This is a genomic window from Streptomyces sp. CAU 1734 (genome assembly GCF_039888735.1).
GTDB lineage: Bacteria > Actinomycetota > Actinomycetes > Streptomycetales > Streptomycetaceae > Streptomyces.
The window spans coordinates 448,031-466,314 of record NZ_JBDQQP010000002.1 but is presented as its reverse complement, the minus strand read 5'-3'; the positions used below and the strand labels follow the sequence as shown (position 1 = coordinate 466,314).

Annotated in this window: 16 protein-coding genes; 14 read left to right on the top strand and 2 right to left on the bottom strand. The window is 72.3% G+C overall.

Features of this window, described 5'->3' with window-relative positions; genetic code table 11:
* The first annotated feature begins 3 nt into the window (after positions 1-3).
* From AAFN69_RS05730 to era, 9 genes are all read left to right on the top strand, one after another.
* Positions 4-912, top strand: coding sequence for a ribonuclease Z (locus tag AAFN69_RS05730; protein ID WP_347727169.1), 909 nt, complete (start codon positions 4-6; stop codon positions 910-912).
* 17 nt (positions 913-929) lie between these two features.
* Entirely contained in the window at positions 930-1,937 is a 1,008-nt protein-coding gene (locus AAFN69_RS05725) for an adenosine deaminase (RefSeq protein WP_347727168.1), read from the top strand.
* 341 nt (positions 1,938-2,278) lie between these two features.
* A complete protein-coding gene (locus tag AAFN69_RS05720; protein ID WP_347727167.1) occupies positions 2,279-3,484 on the top strand; it encodes a PfkB family carbohydrate kinase in 1,206 nt (401 codons plus the stop codon).
* A gap of 304 nt (positions 3,485-3,788) precedes the next feature.
* Complete coding sequence (locus AAFN69_RS05715; protein ID WP_347727166.1) at positions 3,789-4,883, top strand: PhoH family protein; 1,095 nt, start codon at positions 3,789-3,791, stop codon at positions 4,881-4,883.
* 14 nt (positions 4,884-4,897) lie between these two features.
* Positions 4,898-5,395, top strand: coding sequence for an rRNA maturation RNase YbeY (gene ybeY, locus AAFN69_RS05710; protein ID WP_347727165.1), 498 nt, complete (start codon positions 4,898-4,900; stop codon positions 5,393-5,395).
* Complete coding sequence (locus AAFN69_RS05705) at positions 5,392-6,678, top strand: hemolysin family protein (RefSeq protein ID WP_347727164.1); 1,287 nt, start codon at positions 5,392-5,394, stop codon at positions 6,676-6,678. The genes ybeY and AAFN69_RS05705 overlap by 4 nt, the downstream gene beginning before the upstream one ends.
* Positions 6,679-6,765: 87 nt before the next feature.
* Positions 6,766-7,119, top strand: coding sequence for an MmcQ/YjbR family DNA-binding protein (locus tag AAFN69_RS05700; RefSeq protein ID WP_347727163.1), 354 nt, complete (start codon positions 6,766-6,768; stop codon positions 7,117-7,119).
* A 102-nt stretch (positions 7,120-7,221) separates the two neighbouring features.
* Positions 7,222-7,584: a cytidine deaminase gene (locus tag AAFN69_RS05695; RefSeq protein WP_347727162.1), complete on the top strand. Its 363-nt coding sequence runs from the start codon at positions 7,222-7,224 to the stop codon at positions 7,582-7,584.
* Positions 7,585-7,964: 380 nt separating this feature from the next.
* Complete coding sequence (gene era / locus AAFN69_RS05690) at positions 7,965-8,918, top strand: GTPase Era (protein WP_347727161.1); 954 nt, start codon at positions 7,965-7,967, stop codon at positions 8,916-8,918.
* 22 nt (positions 8,919-8,940) lie between these two features.
* Here era and AAFN69_RS05685 read toward each other — a convergent pair whose 3' ends face one another.
* Complete coding sequence (locus tag AAFN69_RS05685) at positions 8,941-9,207, bottom strand: protealysin inhibitor emfourin (protein ID WP_347727160.1); 267 nt, start codon at positions 9,205-9,207, stop codon at positions 8,941-8,943.
* Positions 9,208-9,288: 81 nt separating this feature from the next.
* Positions 9,289-10,350 (bottom strand): M4 family metallopeptidase, encoded by a 1,062-nt coding sequence (locus AAFN69_RS05680; RefSeq protein ID WP_347727159.1) that lies wholly within the window; start codon positions 10,348-10,350, stop codon positions 9,289-9,291.
* Positions 10,351-10,675: 325 nt separating this feature from the next.
* Between AAFN69_RS05680 and leuA the strand changes: the two genes are divergently transcribed.
* The 5 genes from leuA (at position 10,676) to AAFN69_RS05655 (ending at position 18,263) form a co-directional block, all read left to right on the top strand.
* A complete protein-coding gene (gene leuA / locus AAFN69_RS05675; RefSeq protein WP_347727158.1) occupies positions 10,676-12,436 on the top strand; it encodes a 2-isopropylmalate synthase in 1,761 nt (586 codons plus the stop codon).
* A 306-nt stretch (positions 12,437-12,742) separates the two neighbouring features.
* Complete coding sequence (locus AAFN69_RS05670) at positions 12,743-13,438, top strand: TerB family tellurite resistance protein (protein ID WP_347727157.1); 696 nt, start codon at positions 12,743-12,745, stop codon at positions 13,436-13,438.
* Positions 13,439-14,082: 644 nt separating this feature from the next.
* Complete coding sequence (locus AAFN69_RS05665; protein WP_347727156.1) at positions 14,083-16,200, top strand: MMPL family transporter; 2,118 nt, start codon at positions 14,083-14,085, stop codon at positions 16,198-16,200.
* Positions 16,201-16,296: 96 nt separating this feature from the next.
* Positions 16,297-17,592, top strand: a complete 1,296-nt coding sequence (locus tag AAFN69_RS05660) for a histidine kinase (RefSeq protein WP_347727155.1) — start codon at positions 16,297-16,299, stop codon at positions 17,590-17,592.
* A 50-nt stretch (positions 17,593-17,642) separates the two neighbouring features.
* A complete protein-coding gene (locus AAFN69_RS05655) occupies positions 17,643-18,263 on the top strand; it encodes a response regulator transcription factor (RefSeq protein ID WP_347727281.1) in 621 nt (206 codons plus the stop codon).
* Positions 18,264-18,284 lie beyond the last annotated feature (21 nt).

Sequence of the window (18,284 nt, the reverse complement as noted above, 5' to 3'; positions counted from 1 at the left end):
ACCTTGTCCGCACGCGAGCTCGTCGTCCTCGGCACCGCCAGCCAGGTACCCACCCGCCACCGCAACCACAACGGCTACCTGCTCCGCTGGGGCGCCGAGGGCATCCTCTTCGACCCCGGCGAGGGCACCCAGCGCCAGATGCTCCGCGCCGGAATCGCCGCCCATGACCTGAACCGGATCTGCGTCACCCACTTCCACGGCGACCACTCCCTCGGACTCGCCGGCGTCATCCAGCGCGTCAATCTCGACCGGGTCCCGCACGAGATCACCGCCCACTACCCGGCGAGCGGCCGGCACTTCTTCGAACGCCTGCGGTACGCCACCGCCTACCGGGAGACCGTCCGGCTGACCGAGGTCCCCGTCTCCGCCGACGGCGTACTGGCGCGCACCGCCGCGTACACCCTGGAGGCACACCGGCTCTCGCACCCCGTGGAGTCGTACGGCTACCGCCTCACCGAGCCCGACGGCCGCCGCATGCTCCCGGACCGGCTGGCGGCGCACGGCATCAAGGGCCCGGACGTCGGACGGCTCCAGCGCGACGGCGAGCTCGGCGGCGTCACCCTGGACGAAGTCAGCGAACCCCGGCGCGGCCAGCGGTTCGCCTTCGTGATGGACACCCGGCTCTGCGACGGTGTGCGCACCCTCGCCGAGGGCTGCGACATGCTCGTCATCGAATCCACCTTCCTGGACGAGGACGAACGGCTCGCGACCGACCACGGCCATCTGACCGCCGGACAGGCGGCCCGGGTGGCCCGCGAAGCGAAGGTGCGCCATCTCGTCCTCACCCACTTCTCCCAGCGCTACTCCGACCCCGGCGCATTCGAACGACAGGCCCGCGCCGCGGGATTCACCGGCGAGCTGACCATCGCCGCGGACCTGCTGCGCGTCCCCCTCCCCACCCGCCACACCTGAACGAAGCCGGATCGCCCGTGCCACTCCCCAAAGCCGAACTCCACCTGCACATCGAAGGCACCCTGGAGCCCGAACTCGCCTTCGCCCTCGCCGCCCGGAACAGCGTGCTCCTGCCCTACCGGGACACCGAGGAACTGCGCCGCGCCTATCTCTTCGACGACCTCCGGTCATTCCTCGATCTGTACTACGCCCTGATGGCCGTGCTGGTGACCGAGGACGACTTCGCCGAACTCGCCGACGCCTATCTGACCCGGGCCGCCGCCCAGGGCGTGCGCCACGCGGAGATCTTCTTCGACCCGCAGGCGCACACCGAGCGCGGCGTCCCGATCGGCACCGTCATCGAGGGCCTGGCCCGCGCGCTGGACGCGAGCGAGGAGCGCCACGGCATCTCCACCCGGCTGATCATGTGTTTTCTGCGCGATCTGTCCGCCGAGTCCGCGATGGAGACGCTGGAGGCCGCCAAGCCCCATCTGCACCGGATCACGGCCGTGGGCCTCGACTCGGCGGAGGTGGGCAATCCGCCCTCGAAGTTCCGCGAGGTGTACGCGGCGGCCGGCGCGCTCGGGCTGCGCAAGGTCGCGCACGCCGGCGAGGAGGGCCCGGCGTCCTATGTCCGGGAGGCGCTGGACATCCTCGGCGTGGAGCGGATCGATCACGGGCTGCGCTGCATGGAGGACGGGGAACTGGTGGCCCGGCTGGTCCGGGAGCGGGTGCCGCTCACCCTCTGCCCGCTCTCCAACCTCCGGCTGCGGGTCATCGCCACACTGGAGGAGCACCCGCTGGCCCGGATGATGGACGCCGGACTGCTCTGCACCGTCAACTCCGACGATCCCGCGTACTTCGGCGGCTATGTCGGCGACACCTTCCACGCGGTCCGGGAGGCCCTGGGGCTGGGGGAGGAGCGGCTGCGGGAGCTGGCGCGCAATTCGTTCACGGCGTCCTTCCTGGACGACGACGAGGAGCGCCGGGCGAAGCTGATCGCCGAGGTCGACGCGTACGACTTCGGGGTGCGGCGCCCCGAGTAACGGCGCCGGGCCCCGTGCCTCCCGCCCCGGGCAGCGGCGCTGGGCCCGCCCCTGCCCGGCCGCGCCCCGGGTCTTCTCCCCGAATGCCCTCTCCCCGGGGCCGCCGCCCCCGCCGGGGGCGGGCTCCGGGGGCCGGCCGGCCGCGCGGTCCCGGAGCCGCGGCCCCGGCATCCGCGCAGCTCACGCCGGGTGTGTACGGCTCCTCCCGCGGCCGGGGGAAGGCCCGCCGAGGCGCCCGGGACAGCCGCCGGCGCACCCGCCCGGGCGAACCGGCCGTCCGGGCACAGCCGTATTCGACTGCTCCTCGAGGCCATGTTTGACACACTGGCCTGACCTGCACCATGCACAGGAGCGGCGGCACAGTGAGCACATGGCACACCTCTCATGACGTCCCCTTCGGCCCTCCGTCGACCGGTCACGGCGGCCTGTCCGCCGCCCGCGCGGACGGATCCCCCGCCGAGCACCGCCGCGCCTGCCTGGACCCGCTGGCCGCGCTCCGCACCCCCGCCGACCCGGCCTGCGACGTCTATCTCACCGGCACCGTCTTCCTGGACATCATCTTCACCGGCCTGGACTCCGCCCCGGTCAGGGGCACCGAATCCTGGGCCCGGGGCATGGGATCCAGCCCCGGCGGGGTCGCCAACATGGCCACCGCCCTCGCCCGGCTGGGGCTGCGCACCTCCCTCGCCGCGGCCTTCGGCGACGACCACTACGGCGACTACTGCCGGGACGCGCTGGAGCAGGGCGAGGGCATCGATCTGTCGCTGTCGCGCACGGTCCCCGGCTGGCATTCCCCCGTCACCGTCTCGATGGCGTACGAGGGCGAGCGCACGATGATCTCGCACGGCCACGAGGCCCCGCCGACCGAGCCCGCCCCCGAGTGCCCGCCGCCCGCCCGGGCCGCCGTCGCCTCCCTCACCCCCGGCCGGCGCGACCCGTGGATCGCCCAGGCGGCCCGGAAGGGCACCCGGATCTTCGCCGATGTGGGCTGGGACGAATCGGGCCGCTGGGACCCGGACGACCTGGCCGACCTGGAGCACTGCGAGGCGTTTCTGCCCAACGCGGCCGAGGCGATGCGCTACACCCGCACCGACTGCCCGCTCGCCGCCGCCCACGCGCTGGCCGACCGGGTGCCGCTGGCCGTCGTCACCCTCGGCCCGGAGGGCGCGTACGCGGTGGACGGCTCCACCGGCGAGAGCGCCCAGGTGCCCGGCATCCCGGTGGAGGCGCTCGACCCCACCGGCGCCGGGGATGTCTTCGTGGCCGGATTCGTCACCGGCACCCTGGCCGAGTGGCCGCTCGCCGACCGGCTCGCCTTCGCCGCGCTCTCCGCCGCGCTGTCGGTGCAGGAGTTCGGCGGATCGCTCTCCGCGCCCGGCTGGCTGGAGATCGCCGCCTGGTGGCGGCATGTCCAGGGCCCCAAGGGGAAGATCCCGGCGGCGCTGCGCCGGTACGCCTTCCTCGACACCCTGCTGCCCGCTCCGGCCGGCACCGCCTCGCCGCTGCGCCGGGCCGTCCCGACGATCGGCTTCCGCAGCACGGCCTGAACGCACCCCGGCCTGAACGCGCCCTGTCACGACCGCGCCCTGTCACGACCGCGCCCCGTCACGACCGCGCCCTGTCACGACCGTGCCACGGCCCGAACGCACCCCGTCACGACCGTGCCACGGCCCGAACGCACCCCGTCACGACCGTGCCCCGCCCCGCCGACACCCCCGCCCGCCCGCCTCCACCCCTCCCGGGAAAAGCCCTCGGCTGTTGTCACCCCGGCGTCGTACGCTTGATGTCCAGAGGTTGTCGAGCAGCGAGAACCCTGCAATGGGAGGTATGTGCAGGCCACAGAGCCGGCCCATGAATCCGACACCCACAGCCCAGACCCCCTCCCGGCGTGCTGAAGGCGCCGGGGGACTCCCGCAGCAGGGGCAGGCGCGAGCCGAGTTCTCCGTCCCCGCCAAGCATCCGATGGTGACCGTCCTCGGTTCCGGCGACTCCCTGTTGCGCGTGATCGAGAAAGCCTTCCCCGCAGCCGACATCCATGTCCGCGGCAACAAGGTCAGCGCCGCCGGTGACGCGGCGGAAGTCGCGCTCATCCAGCGCCTGTTCGACGAGATGATGCTGGTGCTCCGCACCGGACAGCCGATGACGGAGGACGCAGTGGAACGCTCGATCGCCATGCTCCGGGCGAGCGGGCCCGGCACCGGGGACGGCACCGCCGAGACCCCCGCCGAGGTCCTCACCCAGAACATCCTCTCCAGCCGGGGCCGGACCATCCGCCCCAAGACGCTCAACCAGAAGCACTATGTCGACGCCATCGACAAGCACACCATCGTCTTCGGCATCGGCCCCGCCGGCACCGGCAAGACCTATCTCGCCATGGCCAAGGCGGTCCAGGCGCTCCAGTCCAAGCAGGTCAACCGGATCATTCTGACCCGGCCCGCGGTGGAGGCGGGGGAGCGGCTCGGCTTCCTCCCCGGCACCCTCTACGAGAAGATCGACCCCTATCTGCGTCCGCTCTACGACGCGCTGCACGACATGCTCGACCCCGACTCCATCCCCCGGCTGATGGCCGCGGGCACCATCGAGGTCGCGCCGCTGGCGTACATGCGGGGCCGCACCCTCAATGACGCCTTCATCATTCTCGACGAGGCGCAGAACACCAGCGCCGAACAGATGAAGATGTTCCTCACCAGGCTCGGCTTCGATTCGAAGATCGTCATCACCGGCGACATCACCCAGGTCGACCTTCCGGGCGGCACCAAGAGCGGTCTGCGCCAGGTCCAGGACATCCTGGACGGCGTCCCGGATGTCCACTTCTCGCGGCTCACCTCCCAGGACGTCGTCCGGCACAAGCTCGTCGGCCGTATTGTCGACGCGTACGAGAAGTACGACGGTCTCGGCGGCACGCACGGCGGCCGCGGCGGCCATGGGCACGGGAACGGGAAGTAGCGGTACTGCACACCATGTCGATCGACGTCAACAACGAATCCGGAACCGAGGTCGACGAGCAGGCGATCCTCGACGTGGCGCGGTACGCGCTCGCCCGGATGCGCATCCACCCGCTCTCCGAACTGTCGGTGATCGTCGTGGACGCCGAAACCATGGAGCAGCTCCACATCCAGTGGATGGATCTCCCCGGTCCGACCGATGTCATGTCCTTCCCGATGGACGAGCTCCGTCCGCCGGTGAAGGACGACGAGGAGCCCCCGCAGGGGCTCCTCGGTGACATCGTGCTCTGCCCGGAGGTCGCCGCCCAGCAGGGCGAACAGGCCCCCACCGGCCATTCCATGGACGAGGAGCTCCAGCTGCTCACCGTCCACGGAGTGCTCCATCTGCTGGGGTACGACCACGAGGAGCCGGACGAGAAGGCCGAGATGTTCGGTCTCCAGGCGGCGATTGTCGACGGCTGGCGTGCGGAGAAGGGCCTCACCGGCCCGTCGCCCGCGCCGACCGTGTCATGAGCGCCCCCCTCGTCCTCGGCGCGGTCCTGCTGGTCGTGGTCGCCTGGCTGGCGGCCTGCGCGGAGGCCGGCATCGCCCGCATCTCGACCTTCCGGGCCGCCGAGTCCGTGCGCTCCGGACGGCGCGGCGCGGCCCGGCTGGCGCAGGTCGCCGCCGATCCCACCCGCTATCTCAATGTCGCCCTGCTGGTCCGGGTGGCCTGCGAGATGGCGGCCGGTGTCCTGGTCACCTACGCCTGTCTCCAGGAATTCCCCGAGACCTGGGAGGCGCTGGCCGTCGCCATCGGGGTGATGGTGCTGGTCTCCTATGTCGCCGTCGGGGTCTCCCCGCGCACCATCGGCCGCCAGCATCCGCTGAACACCGCGACCGCCGCCGCCTATGTGCTGCTGCCGCTGGCCCGGATCATGGGGCCCATTCCCCAGCTCCTGATCCTGATCGGCAACGCCCTCACGCCCGGAAAGGGCTTCCGCAAGGGCCCCTTCGCGAGCGAGGCGGAGCTCCGCGCCCTGGTCGACTTGGCCGAGCAGGAGTCGCTGATCGAGGACGACGAGCGCCGGATGGTGCACTCCGTCTTCGAGCTCGGCGACACCCTGGTCCGCGAGGTGATGGTGCCGCGTACGGATCTGATCTCCATCGAGCGGTACAAGACCGTCCGCCAGGCCCTCACCCTGGCCCTGCGCTCCGGCTTCTCCCGGATCCCCGTCACGGGCGAGAACGAGGACGATGTCGTCGGCGTGGTCTATCTGAAGGACCTGGCCCGCAAGACCCATGTCAACCGCGAGTCGGAGGCCGATCTGGTCTCCACCGCGATGCGGCCCGCGGTCTTCGTCCCCGACACCAAGAACGCCGGCGATCTGCTGCGTGAGATGCAGCAGAAGCGGAACCATGTCGCGGTCGTCATCGACGAGTACGGCGGCACCGCCGGAATCGTGACGATCGAGGACATCCTCGAAGAGATCGTCGGTGAGATCACCGACGAGTACGACCGGGAGCTGCCGCCGGTCGAGGAGCTGGGCGAGAATCGCTTCCGGGTCACCGCGCGGCTCGACATCGGCGATCTGGGCGAGCTGTACGGGCTCGACGAGCTGGACGACGAGGATGTGGAGACGGTCGGCGGCCTGCTGGCCAAGGCGCTGGGCCGGGTGCCGATCGCGGGCGCGACCGCGGTGGTCGATCTGCCGGACGGCCGGGCGCTGCGGCTGACCGCCGAGTCCCCCGCCGGCCGCCGGAACCGCATCGTGACGGTCCTCGCCGAGCCCGTGGAGGCCGGTACGGAGGGCTGAGAGCCGGGCGGCGGCCCGGACACGGGGGAGACGGGTGCACCGACGCGCGGTCGCCGGCGGGTGGCCGCGGAGAGACGGAGGGCGTGTATGAGGGCCGGGGAGCTGAAGGCGTTCTGCCTGGAGTTCAATGCCGCGGTCGAGGAGTTCCCGTTCGGGCCGGAGACCTCCGTCTTCAAGGTCGGGGGGCGGATGTTCGCCCTGAGCGCGCTCGACGGGGACCCGCTGCGGGTCAATCTGAAATGTGATCCCGAGAACGCGGTCCGGCTGCGGGCCGATCACCCGGGGATCACCCCGGGGTGGCACATGAACAAACGCCACTGGAACACGGTGGAGCCCGCCGGCCTTCCGGACAAGCTGGTCAGGGAGTTGATCGAGGACTCCTACGATCTGGTCGTGGCGGGGCTGCCCCGGGCCGAGCGGCTCCGGCTCGACCGCTCCTGACTCCCCGGCTCCCCGGCTCCCCGGCTCCCCGACCCGTTTGTCCCGGCCGCCCGGCCGGGGCCCGGGAGGTCTCCGGGAGCGCGGCCGATCTATGCTCGGCCCATGACGCAGAGCACCGAATCCGGCGAACTCGGCCCCGAGGACCGCAAGATCATCACACTGGCGCGCAGCGCCCGGGCCCGCAATGGCGTGGCCGAGGGCGCCGCTGTCCGGGACGAGACCGGACGCACCTATGTGGCGGGCACGGTGGCGCTCGACTCCCTCCGGCTCAGCGCTCTGCGGACCGCCGTGGCGATGGCCGTGGCGAGCGGGGCGAAGTCCCTGGAGGCCGCGGCCGTCGTCTCGGCGGCGGAGACCGTGCCGGACGAGGACCTGGCGGCCGTGCGCGACCTGGGCGGCCCCGCGGCCCCGGTGTTCCTGGCCGGCCCGGACGGCGCGCTGCGCACGGAGTTCACCGCCGGCTGACCCGCGGGAGTACGGGCCGGGCCGCCATCCCCGCACCGGGACCGGGTCAGGCCCCGTACCGCGCCCTTCCCCTCCCGAAACGGCCCGGCGCGGGGTTCCGCGCCCCGCGGCGGCTCCACAGCCCCGCCGTCCGCCGCCCCCGCCGCCGCGCAGGAATCAAGCGACCGTGTCCCGCGGGCGGAAAGCCTTCCGATCCGGACCCGCGCGAAACCTTCCGAAGCGGTCTCCCGCCGGCCCGCCGGGCCGGGCCCGAACGGGCAATCGGGCTGTTCGGACCGGCCGGGAGGAAGCGCGCGGGACCCCGCGCCGGGCCGTTTCGCGGGGCCGCGCGGCCCCGCCGGCCGCCCCGTCGGGCACAGGGGCGTCCGCGATCAGCGACAATGGGCGGCATGAGCGTTCGTACCCCCTCCCCCGAGCCCGCCCCCCACCGGTCGGGCTTCGCCTGCTTCGTCGGCCGTCCCAACGCGGGCAAGTCCACCCTCACGAACGCTCTGGTCGGCCAGAAGGTGGCGATCACCTCCAGCCGGCCGCAGACGACCCGGCACACCGTGCGCGGCATCGTGCACCGCCCCGAGGCGCAGCTGATCCTGGTGGACACCCCCGGTCTCCACAAGCCGCGCACCCTGCTGGGCGAGCGGCTCAACGACGTGGTCCGCACCACCTGGGCCGAGGTCGATGTCATCGGCTTCTGTCTGCCCGCCGACCAGAAGCTCGGCCCCGGCGACCGCTTCATCGCCAAGGAGCTGGCCGCGATCCGGAAGTCCCCCAAGGTCGCGATCATCACCAAGACCGACCTGGTCGACTCGAAGACCCTCGCCGAGCAGCTGATCGCCGTCGACCAGCTCGGCAAGGAGCTGGGCTTCGAGTGGGCGCAGATCATTCCCGTCTCGGTCGTCGGTGACAAGCAGGTCCAGCTCGTCGCGGATCTGCTGATCCCGCTGCTGCCGGAGGGCCCCCCGCTCTACCCGGAGGGCGACCTCACGGACGAGCCCGAGCAGGTCATGGTGGCTGAGCTGATCCGGGAGGCCGCGCTGGAGGGCGTGCGCGACGAGCTGCCGCACTCGATCGCCGTGGTGGTGGAGGAGATGCTGCCGCGCGAGGACCGGCCCGCCGACAAGCCGCTGCTGGACATCCACGCCAATGTCTACATCGAGCGCCCCAGCCAGAAGGGCATCATCATCGGCCCCAAGGGCAAGCGGCTCAAGGAGGTCGGGACCAAGTCCCGCAAGCACATCGAGGCCCTGCTCGGCACCCCGGTCTTCCTCGACCTGCATGTGAAGGTCGCCAAGGACTGGCAGCGGGACCCGAAGCAGCTCCGCAAGCTCGGCTTCTGACCCCGCCCGGGGATCCCCCGGGTCAGGCACCTTCCTTCAGGACACGGGAGACCAGCTCCCGCTGCGCGTCCGAGAGCCGGGGGTCGGCGGCGTACACCGTCCGCCCGTCCACCCGGATCTCGTACGCGAAGCCGTCCGGCACCCCGGACGGCGGAGTGCCGGACGCCCCCGCGAGGGCCCGCGCGGCGAGCTCCTGCCAGCTCCGCGCGTCGTGGAGCCCGGCGGTCTCGACCGCGGCGGATCGTTCGATACCGGCGAATCCGCCGGTACGCCTCACCTGGATACGCATGGTTTCCGTTCTAGTACGGATCGGTCCGGGGCGGTAGCCGCCCGCCCCGGACCAACCCATCCGTGCTTCCCCCGGCCCCCCTCAGGCCGTCGGCACTCCCACCGTGTCCCACGCCTTCTGGACCGCCTGGAGCTCGGCCTGGTCCCCGTACCGGGCCCGGGCCGCCGCGATCGTCAGCTTGGCGAACTCGGTGAAGCTCGCGTCCTCCCGCACCTCGCCGCCGGTGAGGGTGTCGTACCAGATCTGGCCCGCCCGCTCCCAGGCGTTCCCGCCCAGCTCGGTCGCGAGCAGATGGAAGGCGCGGTTGGGGATGCCGGAGTTGATGTGCACCCCGCCGTTGTCCTGCCCGGTGCGGACATAGTCGTCCATGTGCCCCGGCTGCGGGTCCTTGCCGAGGACGTCGTCGTCGTACGCGGTCCCCGGCTCCTTCATGCTGCGCAGGGCCACCCCGGTGACCCGGGGCGCCAGCAGTCCGGCGCCGATCAGCCAGTCGGCCTCATCGGCGGTCTGGCCGAGGGTGTACTGCTTGACCAGCGAGCCGATGACATCCGACACGGACTCGTTGAGCGCGCCCGACTGGCTGAAGTAGCTCAGATTCGCCGTGTACTGGGTGAGGCCGTGCGCCAGCTCGTGGGCGATGACATCGACCGGGATGGAGAAGTCGAGGAAGATCTCGCCGTCCCCGTCGCCGAACACCATCTGTTCGCCGTCCCAGAAGGCGTTCCCGTAGTCGCGGTCGTAGTGGACGCTGGCGACCAGCGGCAGCCCGGCGCCGTCCAGGGAGTTCCGGCCGTAGGTGGAGAGCAGGAGTTCGAAGGTGGCGCCGAGACCGGCGTACACCCGGTTGACGGTGGCGTCCTGACCGGGCTGGGAGCCCTCCGCGCGGACCTTGCGGCCGGGCAGCCGGGTACGGTGCTCGCAGTCGTGGATCGAGCGCTGCGGCCCGTCGGCCGCGGGGGCGCGCTCCGCGCCCGCGAGGGCCACACCGGCCACGGTGTTCAGCCGGCGCCGGGTGCGCTGGGCCGCGTCGGCCTCAAGGGTGCGGCGGCCGATGCCGGAGAGGATCTCGTCACCGGAGCGCGCCAGCTTGTCGAGGACATGCGGCGGCACAATGGTGCAGAAGGTGGGATGGAAGTCAGCCATGTGCGGCAATGTGGCACCGGGTGACGCCGGTGTCACTACTTGCCACCATGATTAATGAAATGGAGTGAAGCATCCCACCTCAGAGGCGTGAAACGACACACGGTATATATGCGAGCATCCCGCATACTGATACGGGGCCGCCGGTCCCGGGTTCCTCGGTTACGCTGCTGAGCATCATGCGTTTCGGGCTGCTTCTCCTTAGCTGCCGCGGCGAGGGCCTGTAGTCGTAGGCCGACCCCCTCCCCGCGGGACCAGGTGCTGCTCGAACCGTCGGCCGTCCTCCGTTTCAGGATCACCTGTTCAGGACCCCCGAGGAGCCCCACGCATGTCGCAGAATTCCGTCGGCCGCCCGACGCCCGTCACCACCGCGACCCACGCCCAGCAGCCGTCCGGGATGCCGATCCACAAGTACGGCCGGTACGAGGCCGTGCACATCCCCGACCGGACCTGGCCCGAGCAGCGGATCACCGCCGCCCCCCGCTGGCTCTCCACCGACCTGCGCGACGGCAACCAGGCCCTGATCGACCCGATGTCCCCGGCCCGCAAGCGCGAGATGTTCGATCTGCTGGTCCGGATGGGCTTCAAGGAGATCGAGGTCGGCTTCCCCTCCTCCGGCGAGACCGACTTCGCCTTCGTCCGCTCCATCATCGAGGACGGCGCGATCCCCGACGACGTCACCATCTCCGTGCTGACCCAGGCGCGCGAGGAGCTGATCGAGCGGACCGTGGAGTCCCTGCGCGGCGCCAACCGCGCCACCGTCCACCTCTACAACGCCACCGCGCCCACCTTCCGCCGGGTCGTCTTCCGCGGCTCCAAGGAGCAGGTCAAGCAGATCGCCGTGGACGGCACCCGGCTGGTGATGGAGTACGCGGAGAAGATCCTGGGCCCCGAGACCACCTTCGGCTACCAGTACAGCCCCGAGATCTTCACCGACACCGAGCTGGACTTCGCCCTGGAGGTCTGCGAGGCGGTGATGGACGTCTGGCAGCCCGAGGAAGGCCGCGAGATCATCCTGAATCTGCCCGCCACCGTGGAGCGCTCCACCCCCTCCACCCACGCGGACCGCTTCGAGTGGATGAGCCGCAATCTGTCCCGCCGCGACTACGTCTGCCTCTCCGTCCACCCGCACAACGACCGGGGCACGGCGGTGGCCGCGGCCGAGCTGGCCGTCATGGCGGGCGCCGACCGCATCGAGGGCTGTCTGTTCGGCCAGGGCGAGCGCACCGGCAATGTCGACCTGGTGACCCTGGGCATGAACCTGTTCTCCCAGGGCGTCGATCCGCAGCTGGACTTCTCCCAGATCGACGAGATCCGCCGCACCAGCGAGTACTGCAACCAGATGGAGATCCACCCGCGCCACCCCTACGCGGGCGATCTGGTCTACACCGCCTTCTCCGGCTCCCACCAGGACGCCATCAAGAAGGGCTTCGACGCGATGGAGGCCGACGCCGCCGCCGCGGGGAAGACCGTGGACGAGATCGAGTGGGCCGTACCGTATCTGCCCATCGACCCGAAGGACGTCGGCCGCTCCTACGAGGCCGTCATCCGGGTCAACTCCCAGTCCGGCAAGGGCGGAATCGCCTATGTGCTGAAGAACGACCACAAGCTGGATCTGCCGCGCCGGATGCAGATTGAATTCTCAAAGATCATTCAGGCCAAGACCGACAGCGAGGGCGGCGAAGTCACGCCGAATGCGATCTGGTCGGTCTTCCGCGACGAGTACCTGCCCAACCCGGAGAACGCCTGGGGCCGGATCCAGCTCCGCTCCGGCCAGTCGACCACCGACACCGACGGCGTGGACACGCTGCGGGTCGAGGCCACCGTGGACGGCACGCCGACCGTGCTGGAGGGCTCCGGCAACGGACCGATCTCCGCGTTCTTCGACGCCCTGAACGCGGTCGGTGTGGACGCCCGGCTGCTGGACTACACCGAGCACACCATGAGCGAGGGCGCATCGGCGCAGGCCGCGTCGTACATCGAGTGCGCCATCGACGGCAAGGTGCTCTGGGGCATCGGTATCGACGCCAATACGACCCGCGCCTCCCTGAAGGCGGTCGTCTCGGCCGTCAACCGCGCCGCCCGCTGACCCGGGCCCACCGCACGACCCGCGCCGCCGGGGCTCCCCGCACCGGGGAACGCCCCGGCGGCGCTGTCGTTCCGCCCGTTTTCGCACCCCCCGCCCGCACCGCCCCCGCGATGGGGCCGCAGGGCCCCGCCGAGGCCCGATTCCGGGGCGATTCCGGCGTCGCCCGTGATCCCCGCCCGCCCGGACGGGGGGCGAGGAATCGGCCATGTAACGGCGCACAGGCGTCCGGGTGCTGACGGCACTGCGGCGCTGTGGCTAACATCACGTCAACGCGGGAATGTTGCCGGAGCGTTACGGAGGTGCGCGGTGCGCGCAGACCGGGGAGTATTTGGCCGAAAGCTGCTGGTCTGCGGCATTCATACTTCGTGGAGCACGGTGGGCGACGGGGAGTTCTTCTGCCCGGGCTGCGGAGGTGATCGCAACTACCGCCGCCGGACCGGCCGCAGGCGATTCACCCTGCTCGGCATTCCGCTGATGCCGCGCGGTTCCGCCGGGCCGGTCGTCGAATGCGCCGTGTGCCGGGGCCACTTCGGCATGGACGCCCTCGACCACCCCACCACCGCCCGCTTCTCCGCGATGCTCCGCGACGCCGTGCACACGGTCGCCCTCGCGGTCCTCGCCTCCGGCGGCACCTCCTCCCGCCCGGTCCGCGAGACCGCCGTCGCGACGGTCCGCGCGGCGGGTCTGCACGACTGCACCGAGGAGCAGCTGACCGGTCTGATCGAGGCGCTGGCTGCGGACACCGGCCGCTTCGTCACCGACGCCGGCCCCTATGGCGCGGCCCTCGCCATCGAACTCCACGAGGCGCTCGAACCGCTGGCGCCCCATCTGGCGCCCGCCGGCCGCGAATCGATCCTGCTCCAGGGCGCGCGGATCGCCATCGCGGACGGCCCGTACACCCCCGCCGAGCGCGAGGTGCTGACCACGGTCGGCACCGCGCTCCAGCTCCCGCCGGGCGACACGACGAGACTGCTCTCCACGGCCCGTACGCTCTCGCCCTGACCCGGCGGGCTCCCCCGGGGCGCGGACGCCTCCCGCGCGCGCTCCTGACACCCTCCAGGGGCCGTACGGGGGCGAGTGCGGGGCGGGCACGGGGTGCCGGAGTGGTGGAACGCCTCCGGGGCCGCCCCGCCCGTACCCGCCGGCGGTCGCCGGCTGTGACCTCGGCCGTACGGGTGCGGGGTGTCGCCCGCGCTCCGGAACGTCTCCGGGTCCCGCCCGTACGCGTCCCCGCGCGGCCGGTGTCCGGGTGCCTCCCCGCCGCCGGGTCGCACGCCGGCCGTCGGGGGACGCCGCGCGCCGCCGTACGCCGGTCACGCGGGCGCGCACCCCCGCGCGCCGCCGCCCCGAGCACCCCCGCCGGCGCCGCACCCCTCGTCCCGCAGGGGTCGCGGATCCGGATCCCGCTCCTCGTACGCCCGGCGGATCCGGTCCCCTGCGCCGTGCGACCGCCGTGCACCCGGCGTGAGACCGGCCCCGGCAACCCCGAGCCGGCCCCGGATGCGCCCCTTACTCCCCGGGGAGTATCCGGGCCCGCCGGTCTCCCCGCGCAGTAGCCGGGATCTCGCCCCCGCCTCCGATGCCCGCCCGCCCGACCGGCGGGAAGCTGGCATTCGGAACCGGCCACACATGGGGAGACCACCGCGATGAAATCCGTACCGCCCACCACCGGAAGACGGCGGCGTGCCCTGCCCTGGGCCGTGCTGCTGTTCTGGCTGGCCGTGCTCGCCGTTGCGGGGCCCTTCGCCGGGCAGCTCGCCGGAGTCCAGCGGGACAGCGTCGAGGACTACCTCCCGAAGAACGCCGACTCCACCCAGGTGGCCCGGATCGAACAGCGGCTGCCGGGCGGCGAGTCCGCCGAGGTCGTCCTCGTCTACCGGCGCGAGGGCGGACTCACCGCCGCCGACCGCGCCGTCGCCGAGGGGCACACCGAGGAGATAGCCGCCGCCCACAACCTGAGCGAACCGGCCGTCGGCGTGCCCTCCGAGGACGGCGAGACCCTGATGATCCCCGTGGTCAGCACGGACCCCGGCAATGACGAGGACGCCCGTACCGCCTTCGTCGAGAAGGTGCGGTCCATCGCCGAGGGGGGCGACGGGCTCACCGTCGAAGTCGGCGGCCCGGCCGCCATGCTGATCGATGTGAAGGCGGTCTTCGACACCGTCGACGCCACCCTGATGATCGCGACGGTGCTCGTGGTCACCGTGCTGCTGATCCTCACCTACCGCAGCCCCGTCCTGTGGCTGATCCCGCTGGCGGTGGTCGGTGTCGCCGCCTTCACCACCCAGGCCGTCATTTACGGCCTCGTCCGGTCCACCGATCTGATCGTCACCAGCCAGAGCGCGGGCATCATGACCGTCCTCGTCTTCGGCGCGGGCACCGACTACGCCCTCCTCCTCATCGCCCGCTACCGGGAGGAACTGCGGCGCCACGAGAGCCCGTACGACGCCATGAGCGCCGCCCTGCGCGGCTGCGGCCCCGCCGTCATCGCCTCCGCCGGAACGGTCGCGGCCGGACTGCTCTGCCTGCTCGTCGCCGACCTCAACAGCGCCAAGGGCCTCGGCCCGGTCGGCGCCATCGCCGTGGTCTGCGCGCTCGCCGCCATGCTCACCCTCCTCCCCGCCCTGCTGGTGCTCCTCGGACGCCGGATCTTCTGGCCGCTGATCCCCGCGCACGGCAGCGCCGACCCCGCCTCCGCGCCGGGCGGGCGGCGCTCCCTGATGGCCGGGATGGGCGCCTCCGCGGGCCGGCGGCCGGCCGCCGTGCTCGTCACCGGAGTGGTGCTCCTCGGGGCGCTCGCCCTCGGCTCCTTCAATCTGACCAACAACCTCAAGCAGGAGGACAGTTTCACCGAGCGCCCGGAGTCCATCACGGCGATGACGACGCTGGCCGAGGCGTTCCCGGAGCGCGGCAGCGTGCCCATCACCGTGGTCACCCCGACCGGCCGCGCCGAGGAGACCGTCGCGGCGATCCGCGCCACCGAGGGGGTGGCCGGCGCCGAGGCGGGCCGGGGCGGCGGCGGCTGGACCGAGGTGACCGTGTTCGCGAAGGACGCGGCCGAGTCCCCGGGGGAGACCGCCACCATCGAACGGCTCCGCGCCACCCTGGACGGCGCGCATGTCGGCGGCCCCAGCGCACAGCAACTCGACCTGAAGGAGACCAACTCCCGGGACCTCGCGGTCGTTGTCCCGCTGGTGCTCGCCGCGGTGCTGCTGATCCTGATCGTGCTGCTGCGCAGCATCGTCGGCGCACTGCTGCTGATCACCGCCGTGGTCGCGGTGTGGGCGGCCGTGATGGGCCTGGGCGGACTCCTCTTCGAACCCGTCCTCGGCTTCGCCGGACTCGACCCGGGGATGCCGCTGCTCGCCTTCGTCTTCCTGGTCGCGCTCGGTGTCGACTACGGCATCTTCCTGATGCACCGGATGCGCGAGGAGGCGCTGTCGGGCGCGGACCCCGCCACGGCCGCGCTGACCGCCCTGCGCACCACCGGCGGGGTGATCGCCTCGGCCGGACTCGTACTGGCCGCGACCTTCGCGGTGCTGATGACCCTGCCGATGGTCCCCATGGTCGAACTCGGTTTCCTGGTGGCCGTCGGAGTGCTGCTGGACACCTTCCTGGTCCGTACGTATCTGGTCACCTCGGCGAGTCTGCTGCTGGGCCGCGCGGTGTGGTGGCCGGGCGCGCTCTCCCGCCGCCCGGCACCGGAGCGGGCCGTCCCGGAGGAGCGGCCGGAGCAGGAACCGGCACTCACCCCGGGCGGCTGACCCCGCCCCGGCCTCCGCGCGTGCCCGCTCCGGGGTGCGCGCGGCGGCGGATCCGGACGCCCCCGGGTCTTCCTCCCGTCCGCCCACCACCGGAGGATGACGGCGATGAAAGCCGCCGAACCCGCACCCGCCGCCGGAGTCCGTACCCGCGCCGCAGCGGCCCGCCCCCGTATCGGCGAACGGATACTCGCCGCCGCCGGCCGGGACCCGCTCGCCGCCCCCCGCCGCACCCGCAATGACGCGTACATCGCCGCCGGGGCCGCCGTCCTCTCGATCCTGCTCGGCGGGCCCGCCGGCCAGGGCTCCGCGCCGGCCCCGCTCGGCTGGGCGCTGCTGGCCGGCGCGGTGGCCGCCCTCACCCGGCGCCGGTCGCGCCCCGGCCCCGTCCTCGCCGCCGTGCTGATCTGTGTGCTGCCCTACCACCTGCTCGACTACAACCACATCGCGGCCGCGCCCGCCTCGGTGGTCGCCCAGTACACGGTGGCCGCCACCACCCGCCCCCTGCGCGCCTTCCTCATCGGCGGCGGAACGGTCCTTCTCGCCGTGCTGGTGATGTTCACCGTCGGCGTCCACGAGGGTGTGGAGACACTGCGGACCTCCGGCTGGATCATGGCCGTGATCGTGGTCGGCGTCCAGGTGCGCACCTACCGCCACTACATCGCCTCGGTGGTGGCACGCGCCGAACACGCCGAACGCACCCGGGAGGAGGAGGCCGCGCGCCGGGTCGCCGAGGAGCGCATCAGAATCGCCCGCGATCTGCACGACCTGCTGGCCCACTCGATCACCCTGATCGGGGTGCGGACCGCGGTCGCCTCGCACATCCTCACCGTCGACCCCGGCCGGCTGGACCGGACGGCCGTCGCCGCCGCGCTGGACGAGATCGCCGAGACCTGCCGGGCGGCCCGCGGCGAACTCCGCACCACCCTGGACGTGCTGCGGACCGACACCGACACCGACCCCGGCCCCGGCACCCCCGACACCGCGCCGGGCGGCGATCCGGCCGGCCCGCTGCCCGGCCTCGACGCCCTCCCGGAACTCGCCCGCGCCGCCAGGGCCGAACTCACCCTGAACACCGGCGGCGCCCCCGTCCCCGCCCCGGTCGCGGTCACCGCGTACCGGATCGTCCAGGAGTCGCTGACCAACGCGGTGCGCCACGGCGGCCCCGGGGTGCGGATCGCCGTCTCGGTCGTACGCCGCGATCCGCATCTGCGGGTGGCGGTCACCGACAACGGCGGCGGCCCGGCGCCCGGAGGCGGCTCCGGACACGGCATCACCGGCATGCGCGAACGCGCCCGCAGCGTCGGCGGCACCCTGACCGCCGGACCCGGGAACGACGGAGGATTCGAGGTGTCGGCCCTGCTGCCGCTGCGACCGGCGGGGGACCCCGCGTGATCCGCGTCCTCCTCGCCGACGACCAGGAACTCATCCGCGTCTCCTTCGCGATGCTCATCCAATCCGCCCCCGACATGGAGATCGTCGGCCAGGCCCGCGACGGCGCCGAGGCGGTCGAACTGACCCGTGCGGACCGGCCCGACGTGGTCGTCATGGATCTGCGCATGCCGGTGCTCGACGGCATCGGGGCGACCCGGCTCATCACCGCCGACGAGAAACTGAAGGAGGTACGGGTGCTCGCCCTCACCACCTACGACACGGACGAATACGTACTCGACGCCCTGCGCGCCGGGGCGTCGGGCTTCCTGGTGAAGGACACCCGCCCGGCGGATCTGCTGACCGCGATCCGCACCGTCGCGGCGGGCGACTCCCTCCTCTCCCCGGGTCCCACCGCCCGCCTGATATCCCGGGTGCTGAGCGCACCCGCCCCCGCCCCCGTCCCGGAAACGCTCACCCGCGCACCGGACGTGCTCACCGAACGCGAACGCCAAGTGCTCGCCCTGGTCGCCCGCGGCCTGAACAACACGGAGATCGCCGGGGCCCTGGCCCTCTCCCCGCTCACCGCGAAAACCCACGTCAGCCGCATCATGGGCAAGCTCTCCGCACGCGACCGGGCACAGCTGGTGGTCATGGCGTACGAGTCGGGCCTGGTCGTCCCGGGGGAGTGCTGACCGGGGCGGGCCGCGGGTACG